This is a genomic window from Nocardioides marmoriginsengisoli (genome assembly GCF_003725695.1).
Taxonomy (GTDB): domain Bacteria; phylum Actinomycetota; class Actinomycetes; order Propionibacteriales; family Nocardioidaceae; genus Marmoricola; species Marmoricola marmoriginsengisoli.
In genome coordinates, this window is record NZ_RJSE01000005.1 from 99,096 (window position 1) to 112,010 (window position 12,915).

A 12,915-nucleotide genomic window follows, 5' to 3' on the forward strand; every position below is an offset into this window, starting at 1 on the left:
GAGCTCCTTGGCCGCCACGTACAGCTCGTCGTCGTGCAGCGCACCCAGCCGGCGGATCTCGCCGCGGATCGTGCGCATGTGCGTCACCGCGTTCGACACATCCCCGGTCCCGGCCTCGCCCTTGGAACGGATCATCGCCGCACCCTCGGTGATCCGCCGCAACGCCTCACCCAGATTCGTCGCCCCGCACACGAACGGGACCGTGAAGGCCCACTTGTCGATGTGATTCGCATAATCAGCCGGGGTCAACACCTCGGACTCATCGATGTAGTCCACACCGAGGGACTGCAGGATCTGGGCCTCGGCGAAGTGCCCGATCCGGGCCTTGGCCATCACCGGGATCGAGACCGCCTCCACGATGCCGTCGATCATGTCCGGATCACTCATCCGCGAGACCCCGCCCTGGGCACGGATATCAGCAGGAACGCGCTCGAGCGCCATCACTGCGACCGCACCGGCGTCCTCGGCGATCTTCGCCTGCTCGGCGTTGACGACATCCATGATCACCCCGCCCTTCAACATCTCCGCCATCCCACGCTTCACGCGCGAGGTACCGGTGCTGCTGGGAGTGCTGTCAGGGGTGAAGGAAGTGTCCGAAGCCATGTTCCGAGTTTACGTCCGCGCGCGGCCGGCTCACACCGAGGGTCAGAGCCTGGAACACCAGGGCACCCCGGCATCGTGCTTGTCGGTGCCGCAGGTAATGCTGGTCCGATGGCGGATCGCAAGCACGGCATCCAGGCTCCGCCCACGGACTCGGAGATCACTCACGAGGTGTGGGATCGCGAGGACCTCTCCGGCCGCGCCTTCACCAGGGTCGCGTTCCGGGACGTCGACCTCACCGAGGTGACCGCGACCGGCGCGACGTTCGACGAGTGCACCTTCCGGGACGTCGACTTCAACGCGGCATCGTTCACCGACACGGCGTTCCTGAACTGCACCTTCACCCGCTCGTCGTTCTTCGGCGCCCGGTTCACCGGGTGCAAGCTGACCGGCAGCATGTTCGACCGCTGCCGCTTCGGGGCGCTCACCGTTCAGGGCGGGAACTGGGCGTTCGTAGGCCTCCCCGGAGCGGACCTGCGCAAGACGGTGTGGCGGGACGTCGGCCTGCGCGAGGCGGACCTCACCGGGGCCAGGCTCTCCGGAGCGCTGCTGAACCACGTCGATCTGGGCGGGGCGTGGCTGCAGAAGGCCGACCTCGCCGAAGCCGACCTGCGCGGCTCGGACCTCTCGACCCTGGACCCGCTCACCGTCTCGATGGGCAGGGCCGTGATCGACCTCGATCAGACGGTGGTCATCGCCGAGGCGCTCGGCCTGGTGGTGTCGCCGTACCCGGCGGTCCGGGACGCGTAGCGCTCAGGACTCGGCTTCGTCGCGCGCCGCGTCGATCGCGATCGCCTGCGCCCGGACGACGAGCACCCGCTGGATCACCGTCACGGTGTTCGCGACGGCGAGCAGGCCCAGGATGATCGGCACCGCGATCAGCCAGTCCTCACCGCCGCCGAGGATGTTGATCAGGTCGGCCACGCCGGTGGTCACGAGCACGAAGACCAGCCGGTCCGCCCGCTCGGCGATGCCGACCTTCGCCTGCATGTTGAGCGACTCGGCGCGCGCACGCGCGTACGACGTCACCGAGCCCATCGACAGGCAGTAGATCGCCAAAGCCGCGAGCCAGTCGTTGTCTCCCGGCCCGACGTAGTACATCGCCAGCCCGCCGAAGATCGCGGCGTCACCGATCCGGTCCAGGGTCGAGTCCCAGAACGCGCCGAACGTCGAGGACTTGCCGCTGGCGCGCGCCATGTAGCCGTCCATGATGTCGCTGAACACGAACGCGGTGATGAACAGGACGCCGGCGAGCAGCTTGCCCTGCGGGAAGAAGATCACCGCACCGGCGACGACGCCGACGGTGCCGACGAAGGTCACCGTGTTGGGGCTGATCCCCCAGCGGAGGAAAAGGTTGGCCAGCGGCGCCCAGACGTTGGTCCAGAACTGTCGGAATCTCTCAAGCATGGTGGCTGCAGGCTATCCAATCCGGCGCCGGGTGCCGGACACGGCCACGCGGAGCAGAATTCCGCCGCCGAAAACTGTTAGATCCCCGATCCCGCCGCCTCCTACCGGTACGACGACCGACCGGGAGGAGGAACCCGACATGCCACGACGACCGCGCACAGGCACCCCGTGCGCTCTAGGATCCGAGCGTGACCTCCTCGGAAGGGCAGACCGACGCCGAGCTCGTCGCCCGGGTGCTCCAGGCGGACCGGGAGGCGTTCGCGACCGTCTACGACCGCTACGGACCGCGGTTGTACGACTTCGCCTACTCGATGCTCCGGCACCGCGAGGATGCCGCGGACGCGGTGGCGGACTCGTTCGTGCTCTTCGCCGAGCGCCTGGTGCAGCTCCGCGAACCGGACCGGCTCCGGCCCTGGCTCTACGCGATCGTGCGCAGCGAGTGCCTGCGCCGGCTCAAGGCCCGGAAACGGGTCTCCTACGGCGACGACGAGCAGTTGGTCCAGATGCCTGACGCCGCCGCCACCCCCGAGCAGTCCGCCGAGACGGCCGCGCTCCAGAAGCTCGTCTGGGACGCCGCCGCCGGCCTCGCCGACCGCGACCGCGCGATCCTGGACCTGCACCTGCGCCAGGGGCTCGAGGGCGCCGAGCTCGGCGAGGCGATGGGCGTCAGCGCGGCGAACGCGTACGTGATGCTGAACCGCCTGCGCGCCCAGGTCGACAAGTCGCTGGGGGCGCTGCTGATCGCCCGCCTCGGTCGTGACGACTGCGCGGAGCTCGACACCCTGCTGACCGACTGGGACGGCTCCTACTCCCCGCTGATCCGCAAGCGGGTGGCCCGGCACGTCGAGGGTTGCGACATCTGCGGCGAGCGCCGCAAGAAGATGGTGAGCCCGTGGATGCTGCTCGCCGGCGTCCCGATCTTCGCCGCACCGGTCGCGCTCCGAGACCGGGTGCTCAACGACACCCAGCTGGTCGCGTATGCCGCACCGGGCGAGCAGGTCTCCGCCGGCGCGGCGCCGGGGCGGAGCATCAAGCCGCGGACCGCCGCGGTGGCCGCGACCGCCGCCGTGGTGCTGATCGGCGGGGGTGCGTTGCTGTGGCCGGACGGCGACCCGGCGTCACCGACGGCTGCCGACCCGACGCCGACGGCCACGACCAGCGCGCCGCCCACGTCGACCGACCCCACGCCGACCGAGACCCCGTCGAGCGCCTCCGCCTCCCCGTCGGCCGGCCCCACCGCGACCCAGGCGGCGGCCGCCCTGACCACCTCGACCAGGTCGATCAGCCTGGGGCGCACCGCCAGCCGCTCCACGCTCACCGTCGGCAACGACGGCGACCTGCCGCTCACCTTCACGGTCTCCGAGAACGCCCGCTGGCTGAGCGTCTCGCGGGACTCCGGCGCTCTCGACGGCGACGAGTCCACCGCGATCACCGTCCGGGCGAACCGCGACGGGCTCCCGGAGGGCACCACCTCCGGGACCGTTCGGATCACCTCGGACGCCGGTTCGGTCGCGGTGCGGGTCTCGCTGGTCGAGGAGCACGACCCGGTCGTCGGCGCGATCGGTACGCCGGCGAACCCGTCCTGCACCCTTCCGGTCAGCGTCACCGTCCGTGACGAGAGCCGGATCTCCAGCGTCCGGCTGACCTGGAGCGGTCCGCTCTCCGGCACCAGCGCGATGAGCCTTAGTGCCGGGCGCTACCGGGCCACGATCGACCCGATCAGCACCGGCGGGACCTACACCTTGAAGGTCGTCGCCAGGGACGCTCGCGGCAACACCACGACCGTGACGCGCAAGCTCGACGTGAATCCCTGCCCCGGCTGACCCGGAAGTTGTAAGAAACCGGCTCCTCGCGCCTCCTACCCGTGTCCCGCACCCGACACCGGAGGTCCGTCGTGAAGCACCTGCTCCGCACCATCGTCCTGGCCGCGGCCTGCGGCATCGCCCTGACCGGGTGCGGCAGCGAGACCCCGGCAGCGCCCGTTCCCGCCGCGGTCGCGTCCCCCGCTGCACCCGCTCCGGCAGTCGCCCCGAGCGCCCGGCCCGCCCCGCGCCAGGTCGGCCGGCCCACCCGGGTGCTGATCGGCAAGATCAAGGTCGACGAGGCCCTGCACGGCGTCGGCCTGAAGCAGGACGGCGCGATGCAGACCCCCGACTTCGGCGACGCCGGCTGGTACGACCTCGGGCCGCGTCCGGGAGCACGCGGGCCGGCGGTGATCGTCGCGCACGTCCACGGACCCGCCGGCGACGACGTCTTCGCCGACCTCCACCGGCTGGTCCCGGGCGACCGGGTGACGGTTCGTCGTACCGACGGTGCCTCGGTGTTCGTCGTCGACTCGGTCGAGCAGTCCAAGAAGGAAGCCCTGCCTGCCCAGCGGATCTGGAAGCGTTCCGACCAGGCCCTGCTCCGGCTGATCACCTGCGGCGGGAAGCCCGACCCGGTGACCCGGATGTACCCGGAGAACACCGTCGTCTACGCGCACCTGGCGAGTTAGCTCCAGGCGTCGGCGAGCAGCTGGCGGGTCTCGGTGAGCAGCTGCGGCAGCGGCTTGGTGCGCCCGATCACCGGCATGAAGTTCGCGTCGCCGGACCACCGCGGGACCACGTGCTGGTGCAGGTGCGCGGCGATCCCGGCTCCCGCGATCGGACCCTGGTTCATGCCGAGGTTGAAGCCCTGGGCACCGCTGACGGCGCGGATGGTCCGCATCGCGGTCTGGGTGAGCCCGGCCACCTCGACCGTCTCGGCCGCGGTCAGCTCGGTGTAGTCGGCGACGTGCCGGAACGGGCAGACCAGCAGGTGCCCGGAGTTGTACGGGTACAGGTTCAGGACGACGTACGCCGTCTCGCCGCGGTGCACGATCAGCCCGGCCTCGTCGTCGAGACCGGGGATCCGGCAGAACGGACACTCCCCCTCGGAGTCGTTCTCCGGCTTGTTCTCCCCGCGGATGTACGCCATCCGGTGCGGGGTCCAGAGCCGGTCGAGGTGGTCGTCCTCGCCGAGCCCGTCCTGGTGGAGGTGCTCCTCGGGTGCGGTCACACCTGCACCCGGTCCGCGACCGCCTGCGCCACCCGGGCGATCGCCTCGTCGATCGGGACGCCGTTGTCCTGGCGACCGTCGCGGTAGCGGAACGAGACCGCGCCCGCCTCGACGTCGTCCGCGCCGGCGATCAGCATGAACGGCACCTTCTGGAGCTGGGCGTTTCGGATCTTCTTCTGCATCCGGTCGTCCGAGTCGTCGACCTCGACGCGGAGGCCGAGCGCCTTCATCTTCTTGGCGACGTCGTACAGGTAGTCCGCGAAGGTGTCGGCGACCGGGATCGCCTGCACCTGCACCGGGGCGAGCCACGGAGGGAAGGCGCCGGCGTAGTGCTCGACGAGGACGCCCATGAACCGCTCGATGGAGCCGAACTTGGCGGAGTGGATCATCACCGGCTGCTGGCGGGTGCCGTCCGAGGCGACGTACTCGAGGTTGAAGCGCGGACCCGAGGGCATGTTGAAGTCGTACTGGATCGTCGACATCTGCCAGGTGCGGCCGATCGCGTCGCGCGCCTGCACCGAGACCTTCGGTCCGTAGTACGCCGCGCCGCCGGGGTCGGGGACCAGCTCGAGACCGGTCTCGACGCAGACGTCCTCGAGCACCTTGGTCGCGATCTCCCACTCCTCGTCGGAGCCGATGAACTTGTCGGGCTTGGAGTCGTCGCGCGTCGAGAGCTCCAGGTAGAAGTCGTCGAGCCCGAAGTCGCGCAGCAAGCTGAGCACGAAGTTCAGCAGGTGCCGGATCTCGTCGGGCGCCTGCTCCGGGGTGACGTAGGAGTGCGAGTCGTCCTGCGCGAAGCCGCGGACCCGGGTCAGGCCGTGGATGACGCCGGACTTCTCGTTGCGGTACACGTGCCCGAACTCGAAGAGCCGCAACGGCAGCTCACGGTAGGAGCGCTGCCGGGAGCGGAAGATCAGGTTGTGCATCGGGCAGTTCATCGCCTTGAGGCGGTAGTCCATGCCGTCGAGGTCGAGCGCCGGGAACATCCCCTCGCCGTAGTACGGCAGGTGCCCGGAGGTGTAGAACAGCCCCTCCTTGGCGATGTGCGGCGTACCGACGTACTCGAAGCCCTCCTCGATGTGACGGCGACGGACGTAGTCCTCCATCTCCCGCTTGATCACCCCGCCCTTGGGGTGGAAGACCGGGAGGCCGGAGCCGATCTCGTCGGGGAAGCTGTAGAGGTCCAGGTCGCGGCCGAGCTTGCGGTGGTCGCGGCGCTCGGCCTCCTCGATCCGGTGCAGGTGCTCGTCGAGGGCTTCCTTGGTCTCCCAGGCGGTGCCGTAGATGCGCTGGAGCTGCTTGTTCTTCTCGTCGCCGCGCCAGTACGCCGCCGCACTGCGCATCAGCTTGAACGCCGGGATCCGCTTCGTGGTGGGCAGGTGCGGCCCGCGGCAGAGGTCCTTCCAGGCGATCTCGCCGTTGCGGTCGAGGTTGTCGTAGATGGTGAGCTCGCCGGCCCCGACCTCGGCGCCGGCGCCCTCGGCGGCGTCCGCGGCCGACCCCTTCAAGCCGATCAGCTCGAGCTTGTACGGCTCGTCGGCCAGCTCGGCCCGGGCGTCGTCGTCGGTGGTGACCCGGCGGGAGAACTTCTGGTTCTCCTTGATGATCTTCCGCATCCGGGTCTCGATCTTGGCGAGGTCCTCGGGGACGAACGGGGTCTCGACGTCGAAGTCGTAGTAGAAGCCGTTCTCCACCGGCGGCCCGATCCCGAGCTTGGCGTCCGGGTACAGGTCCTGGACGGCCTGGGCCAGCACGTGCGCCGTGGAGTGCCGCAAGATGTCGCGTCCGTCGGCGCTGTCGATCAGCACGCCCTCGACCTCGTCGCCCGCGATCAGCTCGTAGGCGAGGTCCTTGAGCGCACCGCCGACCCGCGCGGCGATCACGTCCGGAACGTCCTTGAAGAGCTCCCAGGCACGGGTGCCGGCAGTCACCGTCTGCTCCGCCTGTCCGGCCGGGCTGACTACGGTGACGAGTACGTCGGACACAGGTGCTCCTCGAGGTGGTGGATGTACTCGCCGATGCTATCGGCGGACGCCCGCCCCGGTCGCACGGGTTACTGGTGAGAGGGCAGCACGCAGGCGGCGTCGAGCCCGTAGATCCGGTTGAGCCGGCCGAAGCCCATCCAGGACCCGATGCACATGCTCAGCTCGACGGTCTCGGTCTGGGTGTAGTGCTCGAACATCCGGTCCCAGAAGGCGTCGTCGATGGCGTGGTGGTCGGTCGCGTAGAGCAGCGCGAACTCCGCGGCCAGCCGGGTGCGCTCGTCGAAGCGGTCCGTGGTCCGCCAGTTCGTGACCGCCTCGGCGAACTCCTCCTCGACCTTCTCGCCGTCGCGCTCGGTGCGCCAGTCCAGGCAGAACAGGCAGCCGTTGACGTTCGCGATCGTCAGGCGTGCGGCTTCGAACTCGCGCAGGCCGAGCGTCGAGTGCTCGTAGACGGCCATCGCGAACATCGACGCCGCGATGCCGATGCCGGGGACCATCTCGCCCCAGACGTAGTTGATCGGGTCCTTGCCCTCGGGAATGTCGATCCTCATGCCCTGCTCCTTCGTCCGAGCTTGCCGACTGCGGGTCGCAGCGGGATGTCCAAGGCGTCGTACAGGCCGGGTTCGGCCGCGACGAGCCAGTCGATGGCGCCGACGAGGCGGCCGACCGCGGTCGCGTTGCCCCCTTCGGCGCGGTTGTCCTTCTCGTCGGTCGCCTCGACACTGACCTCGATCCGGGGGTTGCCCTCGATGATCACGCGGTGGGCTCCGTCGCCGGTCGGCGGCAGCGGCCAGTCGGGAGCGCAGGAGGCGTGGATCCGGGTGACGTGCTCGACGACGATCAGCGGCTCGCCGTCGACAATGCCCTGGACCTCGAACCGGATGGCGCCCTGGGTGCCGGCCTCGAAGTCGCCCATCGTCGCGGTGCTGACGGTCGTGTCCAGCGGCCGCCGCTCGACGACCTCGCGGATCTCGTCGAGCTCGACCTCCAGCGCACGCGCGATCATCCGGACCTGGCCGCCCCAGACCATCGTCGGGACCGTCGCCGCGATCATCGGGGCGTCGTACTCCATCGGCTGGCCCATGCCGACCAGGAACCGGACCGAGTCCTCCTGGTCGTACGTCGTGTAGTCGAAGATCTCCTGGCACCGGATCACGTCGACGTCGGTGCCGAGTCCGCTGATCAGCACCGGCAGGACGTCGTTGCCCCACCCCGGGTCCACCCCGGACGCGAACAGCGACCCGCCCCCGGCGGCCACGGCCGCGACGATCGGGTCGCGCACCTCGGCGGGGGCGTTGCGCTGGTCGTAGAGGGCGTAGAGCGCGGGGGTCACCACCACGGCGCCGGCCGCGATCGCACGGGCGACGTCGGCAAGGGCGTCGTCCGGACGGATGTCCCCGGACGCCGCGTACACGACGGCCTGCGGACCAGCGGCGAGCAGCGCCGCGACGTCATCGGTCGCGGCGACGCCGAGCTCGCGATCCATCCCGGCGAGAACGCCGGCGTCCCGGCCGACCTTCTCCGGGTTGTGCACGAGGACTCCGGTCAGCTCGAGCGCGGGGTGCGCCTCGACAGCCCGGATGGCGAGCCGTCCGACATTGCCGGTGCCCCAGACGACGGTGGAGATCATGAGGGGACTCTAGGCAGGTTTCGCCCAAAAGTGGAACACGTTCTAGCACATTGCCGACTATTTGAAGGCGCCTTCAGCTGGGCTCCGGGACAGCAAAAGGCCCGGTCAGCAGTGTGACCGGGCCTTCTCTACTGGTGGGCGATACTGGGTTCGAACCAGTGACCTCTTCGGTGTGAACGAAGCGCGCTACCACTGCGCCAATCGCCCGTGCAGTGCGCGGGAAACACTAGCCCATCGGAGTCCCGGGTTTCACATCGGGGACTCCGCCGGCTCACATCCCGGGCAGGTCGGGCAGGAAGCCGATCATCGACTGCGCCCGGTCCCAGACGTCGATCGACCAGCCGGGCCAGTCCTTGAGCGCGACGTACACGGAGATGATCAGCGCCGTCCCCACGGTGATCACGGTGGTGATCAACGCGCGCCGACGACGCTTGCGGGTGTCCTCCTCGGTCTCCCCCTCCAGCGCCTCGTCGAGCTTGCGCCGGGCGACCTGGAGCCAGCGGTCAGCCCAGTCCCACTCGGTGGCGAGGATGGCCAGACCGGCGGCGATCCCGACCAGGCCGGGCCCGGGAGTGACCATCATGATCAGGCCCGCGGTCAGCACCGCGACTCCCACCAGCGTCACGACCACCTTGGTGGTCGCCGACATCGCGCGGTTGCGGTGGAGGTGGCCGTGGAGGCGCATCCAGCGGGACTGTTCCTCGGGACTTTCGGGGGGTGGCGTGGTCACACGCCACAGCCTGCCAAAGCGCTGTTCATCTCGCACGATTCCCGGTCTAGACCGATCGACACCTGAACTAGACCACCAGCGTGATTTTCGTAGACCAGTTGACCGTAAAGCACCTATTTAAGCCTCTTCGCCTTGCCAACCGCGTGACCGGTGCCACACCCTCGGGTGGTCGCACTGGGAACTTGCGGGAGGGCTTGTTCCATCAGATGCGGCCACCTGAAAGAGGCAAGTCCGATGCACAAGGATCTCAAGCTGATCCTGGGGGCTCCCCAGGTCGTCACCGAAGCAATGCAGATGGCGTTCGTCGACACCGAGGGGACCTCGACGCCGCTGGAGGCGTCGTTCGAGTTCAATCCGACCGATCCGTACGCCGTGAGCATCCTGTTCCACGGTGAGCCGGTCCCGGTGCGGTGGACGTTCGCCCGCGATCTGCTGGTCGAGGGCTTCTACGAGCCCACCGGCGACGGCGACGTCCACGTCTGGCCCTGCCTCTCGTCCACCGGCAACGCGGTGGTGATCCTGGAGCTCAACTCCCCCAGCGGCGAGGTGCTGATCCAGGTCTCCTCGCGGCCGATCTCGGCCTTCATCCAGCGCATGCTCGCCTCGGTCCCCCAGGGCGCCGAGGCCGACCTGGTCGACTTCGACAGCGAGCTCGCCGAGCTGTTCCGCTCCTGAGCGCTCGTCCCTAGGGATCGATCCCCTGAGCTTCGCCGGCAGCCCACGCTGCCATCGCCGCTGCGGTCACCGGCCCCGGCGACGGCAGCTCGCGGTCGTCGAGGCGGCGGATCGCCTGCACGTCGCGGGTGGTCGAGACCAGGAACAACTCGTCGGCGTCGTCGAGCACCGACATCGGCTCGTCGACCTCGACGACACCGCACCACTGGAGCACGAGCGCGCGGGTGACGCCGGCCAGGCAGCCCGACGCCAGCGTCGGGGTCCGTGCCTCGCCGTCGATCACGTAGCAGAGGTTGGAACCGGTCCCCTCACAGACGTTGCCGAGGGTGTTGCCGAAGATCGCCTCGGTGGCGCCGCGCTCGCGGGCGTAGGCGAGCGCGACCACGTTCTCGGCGTACGACGTCGTCTTGAGTCCGGCGACCGGGCTGCGCTCGTTGCGCACCCACGGCACTCGTACGGCGACCGTGGAGGCCTCCGCGGGCACCATCGGCGCGGCGACCACCACGAGGGACGGCGGGCCGCCACCGCGCCCCGAGCCCATGGGAGCCGGTCCGGCGGTCCAGGTGACCCGGAGCCGCCCCAGCGCCAGGTCCTGGCCGGCGGTGACCGCCTTGATCGCCGTACGGATCTCGTCCAGGTCGGGTGCCGGCAGTCCGAGGCCCGCAGCCGAGCCGGTCAACCGGTCCAGGTGGCGGGTCAGCGCGAACGGCTGCCCGTTCACGATCTTCACCGCTTCGAAGACGCCGTCCCCGACTGTCAGCCCGTGGTCGTCGACCCGGATCGCAGCCTCGGCCGGGTCGTTCAGAACTGATCCGTTGAACCAGACGCGCATGCGCTCAGCCTAGGCGCTGCGCCTGGCGAACTCGCCGACGGAGGGGGTCGAATTGGACCCTGCGTTGGAGTCCGCTAATGTTCTCTTCGCACCTCCGGTCCGCCGGAAAGTGCAGGCGGACATAGCTCAGTTGGTAGAGCGCAACCTTGCCAAGGTTGAGGTCGCGAGTTCGAGTCTCGTTGTCCGCTCGGAGTAGTACAGCCGAACCTCCACGGTGGGTTGGCCGAGAGGCGAGGCAACGGACTGCAAATCCGTCTACACGGGTTCAAATCCCGTACCCACCTCGAACAGCAGCACAGTTTCACCTAGGGCGATTGGCGCAGCGGTAGCGCGCTTCCCTGACACGGAAGAGGTCACTGGTTCAAACCCAGTATCGCCCACCACCGAACGGCCCCTGATCTGCAGAGATGCGGAACGGGGGCCGTTTGTCGTTGCGTCGGGGCCAGCCGATAGGTTTCGCGCGTGAAGCGCACCCTGATCGTCACCGCCCTCGTCCTTGCCCTCCTGCCTCCGGTCGCCGTCGAGACGGCGACAGCCGCGCCTACGGCCACCCCCGGCGTCTCCATCGGCACGATCCCCACCCGTACTGCCCCGTACGGCAAGACGGCACGGGTCACCGTTCCCCGGGTGACGACGCGCGGCAAGGTGCTGGTCACGTCGAAGCGCTTCACCATCAAGAAGAACGGCAGGGTCGTCCGGCGCAACGCCACGTCGGCGGCCCTCCGGCCCGGCAAGTACTCGGTCACGACGACCGCGAAGTACCGCGCCTACCGCAACGTGGTCACCCGCGAGGTCCGCAACGGCGACGTACTGCGGGCCAAGGCCGGCACCAAGGTCAACGCGTCCTGCGTCATCGACGGCCTCAGCGACCCGTTCGACGAGAGCACGCCGTTCCTGGTCAACCTCGACTGCCAGTCGGCAGACCAGGTCACCGACCACTTCTACCTCCCGACGACGGTCACCGACCTGGGCGACCAGAACTACCAGGTCCACGACGCCTGGGACGGCAGCACCTACCAGACCGTCTTCGCGATGGACAGGAGCCAGCTCGTCGGCGAGCAGGTGTCCCTCCCCGCTGCGGTCCCCGACGACCTCTACGGGCCCGGTCAGATCGTCGTGAACACCACGCGCAAGGTCGCCTACGGCAAGACGCGGAGCGCGTCGCGCACGCAGAAGCTGCTCATCCGCCAGGGCGCCAAGCCGCGCACCTGCGCCACCCTCGCCGAGTTCCAGTCCGTCAGGTACGACTTCGACGAGCCGGAGGCGTACGGCGACTCGATGGCGACCGTCGCGAAGAAGCTGCACAACGCCGGCAAGCAGTCCAGCTACACCGTGTTCGACGACCAGGTGATCGAGTTCCGCGAGTACAAGGCGTGCTCCGCGGGGGCGTTCATGTCGGTCGGCTTCGTCAACGGCTACGCGTACGCGAAGAACTACTTCGGCTGAGAGGTCTCAGTCAGCCGCGCTGCTCGAGCGCGAGCTTGCGCAGGCCCTGCTTGAAGATGTCGACCAGCGGGATGTGGGTCGGGTGCGGTTCGCCGCGCCGCTGACCCGGGCAGTACGTCGGACCGTCGGAGCTGAGTGCCAGCCCGATGTTCGCGGCGCCGCAGCCGACGTCGAGCATCGCAGGGTCGATCCAGTGGAACTGGGTCCAGTGCTGCTCGCGGCACTTGCGCTCGTGCTTGTGCAGCCACCGCGAGGACTGGTCGCTCGAGCTCTCCCGGCCGTGCACCTGCCCGAACCAGCCGTCGTCGAGCAGGGCGAACGGGCCTAGCTCCCAGACCGAGTGCTGGTGCTTGGCGGTGCCCTTGCTCTGGACCACGAGGAAGCCGCTGGGGCCGAGCGAGTCGCGCCGGATGATCGTGATCGCGTTCTCGATGAGCTCGCCGAGCGTGGGCGCGCGGTGCCGCCGGTTCGCGCCGTTCTCCGGCGACGAACGCGGCGTCGGGACGGTCGAGGCCGCTGGAGTGCCGGTCAGCGGCCGGGACTCGGTATTCATCACCTCGGCCATGGCGCCACG

The 12,915-nt window shown here is 69.2% G+C and carries 14 protein-coding genes and 4 tRNA genes; 8 read left to right on the forward strand and 10 right to left on the reverse strand.

All coding sequences use genetic code 11. The annotated features are described in order from the left end of the window. On the reverse strand, positions 1 to 603 hold a 603-nt coding region (locus EFK50_RS06325), incomplete at its 3' end, for a beta/alpha barrel domain-containing protein (RefSeq protein WP_484213812.1). Between the two features lie 108 nt (positions 604 to 711). Here EFK50_RS06325 and EFK50_RS06330 point away from each other — a divergent pair. Beyond that, entirely contained in the window at positions 712 to 1,350 is a 639-nt protein-coding gene (locus tag EFK50_RS06330) for a pentapeptide repeat-containing protein (RefSeq protein WP_123226728.1), read from the forward strand. A gap of 3 nt (positions 1,351 to 1,353) precedes the next feature. Here EFK50_RS06330 and pgsA read toward each other — a convergent pair whose 3' ends face one another. Next, positions 1,354 to 2,007 (reverse strand): phosphatidylinositol phosphate synthase, encoded by a 654-nt coding sequence (gene pgsA / locus EFK50_RS06335; RefSeq protein WP_123226729.1) that lies wholly within the window; start codon positions 2,005 to 2,007, stop codon positions 1,354 to 1,356. Between the two features lie 188 nt (positions 2,008 to 2,195). Here pgsA and EFK50_RS06340 point away from each other — a divergent pair, with 188 nt between their 5' ends. Next, positions 2,196 to 3,830 carry a sigma-70 family RNA polymerase sigma factor gene (locus EFK50_RS06340; protein ID WP_123226730.1) on the forward strand — a complete coding sequence of 545 codons (1,635 nt, stop codon included), beginning with the start codon at positions 2,196 to 2,198 and terminating at the stop codon, positions 3,828 to 3,830. 71 nt (positions 3,831 to 3,901) lie between these two features. Continuing rightward, positions 3,902 to 4,501, forward strand: coding sequence for a sortase domain-containing protein (locus tag EFK50_RS06345; protein WP_123226731.1), 600 nt, complete (start codon positions 3,902 to 3,904; stop codon positions 4,499 to 4,501). On the opposite strand, the gene EFK50_RS06350 is transcribed toward EFK50_RS06345, so the two are convergent. The 6 genes from EFK50_RS06350 to EFK50_RS06375 form a co-directional block, all read right to left on the reverse strand. Then, the gene (locus tag EFK50_RS06350) at positions 4,498 to 5,043 is read right to left on the reverse strand and encodes an HIT family protein (protein WP_246004064.1); all 546 of its coding nucleotides are present in this window, start codon (positions 5,041 to 5,043) and stop codon (positions 4,498 to 4,500) included. The two genes, EFK50_RS06345 and EFK50_RS06350, sit on opposite strands and share 4 nt — an antisense overlap. Continuing rightward, positions 5,040 to 7,028 (reverse strand): threonine--tRNA ligase, encoded by a 1,989-nt coding sequence (gene thrS / locus EFK50_RS06355; RefSeq protein ID WP_123226732.1) that lies wholly within the window; start codon positions 7,026 to 7,028, stop codon positions 5,040 to 5,042. Before thrS ends, EFK50_RS06350 begins: the two co-directional genes overlap by 4 nt. A 68-nt stretch (positions 7,029 to 7,096) precedes the next feature. Further along, positions 7,097 to 7,579: a carboxymuconolactone decarboxylase family protein gene (locus EFK50_RS06360; protein WP_123226733.1), complete on the reverse strand. Its 483-nt coding sequence runs from the start codon at positions 7,577 to 7,579 to the stop codon at positions 7,097 to 7,099. Beyond that, entirely contained in the window at positions 7,576 to 8,658 is a 1,083-nt protein-coding gene (locus tag EFK50_RS06365; RefSeq protein ID WP_123226734.1) for an NAD(P)H-dependent amine dehydrogenase family protein, read from the reverse strand. The genes EFK50_RS06360 and EFK50_RS06365 overlap by 4 nt, the downstream gene beginning before the upstream one ends. A 132-nt stretch (positions 8,659 to 8,790) precedes the next feature. Continuing rightward, positions 8,791 to 8,865, reverse strand: a tRNA-Val gene (locus EFK50_RS06370). 64 nt (positions 8,866 to 8,929) lie between these two features. Then, positions 8,930 to 9,343: a PGPGW domain-containing protein gene (locus tag EFK50_RS06375; protein ID WP_221177303.1), complete on the reverse strand. Its 414-nt coding sequence runs from the start codon at positions 9,341 to 9,343 to the stop codon at positions 8,930 to 8,932. A 279-nt stretch (positions 9,344 to 9,622) separates the two neighbouring features. On the opposite strand from EFK50_RS06375, the gene EFK50_RS06380 reads away from it, so the two are divergent. Next, positions 9,623 to 10,063 carry an SsgA family sporulation/cell division regulator gene (locus tag EFK50_RS06380; RefSeq protein ID WP_123226735.1) on the forward strand — a complete coding sequence of 147 codons (441 nt, stop codon included), beginning with the start codon at positions 9,623 to 9,625 and terminating at the stop codon, positions 10,061 to 10,063. 10 nt (positions 10,064 to 10,073) lie between these two features. On the opposite strand, the gene EFK50_RS06385 is transcribed toward EFK50_RS06380, so the two are convergent. Then, positions 10,074 to 10,895: an aminotransferase class IV gene (locus tag EFK50_RS06385; RefSeq protein ID WP_123226736.1), complete on the reverse strand. Its 822-nt coding sequence runs from the start codon at positions 10,893 to 10,895 to the stop codon at positions 10,074 to 10,076. A gap of 115 nt (positions 10,896 to 11,010) precedes the next feature. Here EFK50_RS06385 and EFK50_RS06390 point away from each other — a divergent pair. From EFK50_RS06390 to EFK50_RS06405, 4 genes are all read left to right on the forward strand, one after another. Further along, a tRNA-Gly gene (locus tag EFK50_RS06390) sits at positions 11,011 to 11,083 on the forward strand. Between the two features lie 25 nt (positions 11,084 to 11,108). Beyond that, positions 11,109 to 11,179: transfer RNA gene (locus EFK50_RS06395), tRNA-Cys, on the forward strand. Positions 11,180 to 11,203: 24 nt separating this feature from the next. Beyond that, positions 11,204 to 11,278: transfer RNA gene (locus tag EFK50_RS06400), tRNA-Val, on the forward strand. A gap of 79 nt (positions 11,279 to 11,357) precedes the next feature. Continuing rightward, positions 11,358 to 12,341 (forward strand): hypothetical protein, encoded by a 984-nt coding sequence (locus EFK50_RS06405; protein ID WP_123226737.1) that lies wholly within the window; start codon positions 11,358 to 11,360, stop codon positions 12,339 to 12,341. 10 nt (positions 12,342 to 12,351) lie between these two features. On the opposite strand, the gene EFK50_RS06410 is transcribed toward EFK50_RS06405, so the two are convergent. Then, entirely contained in the window at positions 12,352 to 12,906 is a 555-nt protein-coding gene (locus EFK50_RS06410; protein WP_123226738.1) for a hypothetical protein, read from the reverse strand. Between the last annotated feature and the right edge of the window lie 9 nt (positions 12,907 to 12,915).

Bases quoted from the DNA above. Each gene is read 5' to 3' on its own strand.
- EFK50_RS06330 (WP_123226728.1), top strand. From the start codon at position 712: ATGGCGGATCGCAAGCACGGCATCCAGGCTCCGCCCACGGACTCGGAG.
- pgsA (WP_123226729.1), bottom strand. From the start codon at position 2,007: ATGCTTGAGAGATTCCGACAGTTCTGGACCAACGTCTGGGCGCCGCTG.
- EFK50_RS06360 (WP_123226733.1), bottom strand. From the start codon at position 7,579: ATGAGGATCGACATTCCCGAGGGCAAGGACCCGATCAACTACGTCTGG.
- EFK50_RS06365 (WP_123226734.1), bottom strand. From the start codon at position 8,658: ATGATCTCCACCGTCGTCTGGGGCACCGGCAATGTCGGACGGCTCGCC.
- EFK50_RS06375 (WP_221177303.1), bottom strand. From the start codon at position 9,343: ATGCGCCTCCACGGCCACCTCCACCGCAACCGCGCGATGTCGGCGACC.
- EFK50_RS06380 (WP_123226735.1), top strand. From the start codon at position 9,623: ATGCACAAGGATCTCAAGCTGATCCTGGGGGCTCCCCAGGTCGTCACC.
- EFK50_RS06385 (WP_123226736.1), bottom strand. From the start codon at position 10,895: ATGCGCGTCTGGTTCAACGGATCAGTTCTGAACGACCCGGCCGAGGCT.
- EFK50_RS06410 (WP_123226738.1), bottom strand. From the start codon at position 12,906: ATGGCCGAGGTGATGAATACCGAGTCCCGGCCGCTGACCGGCACTCCA.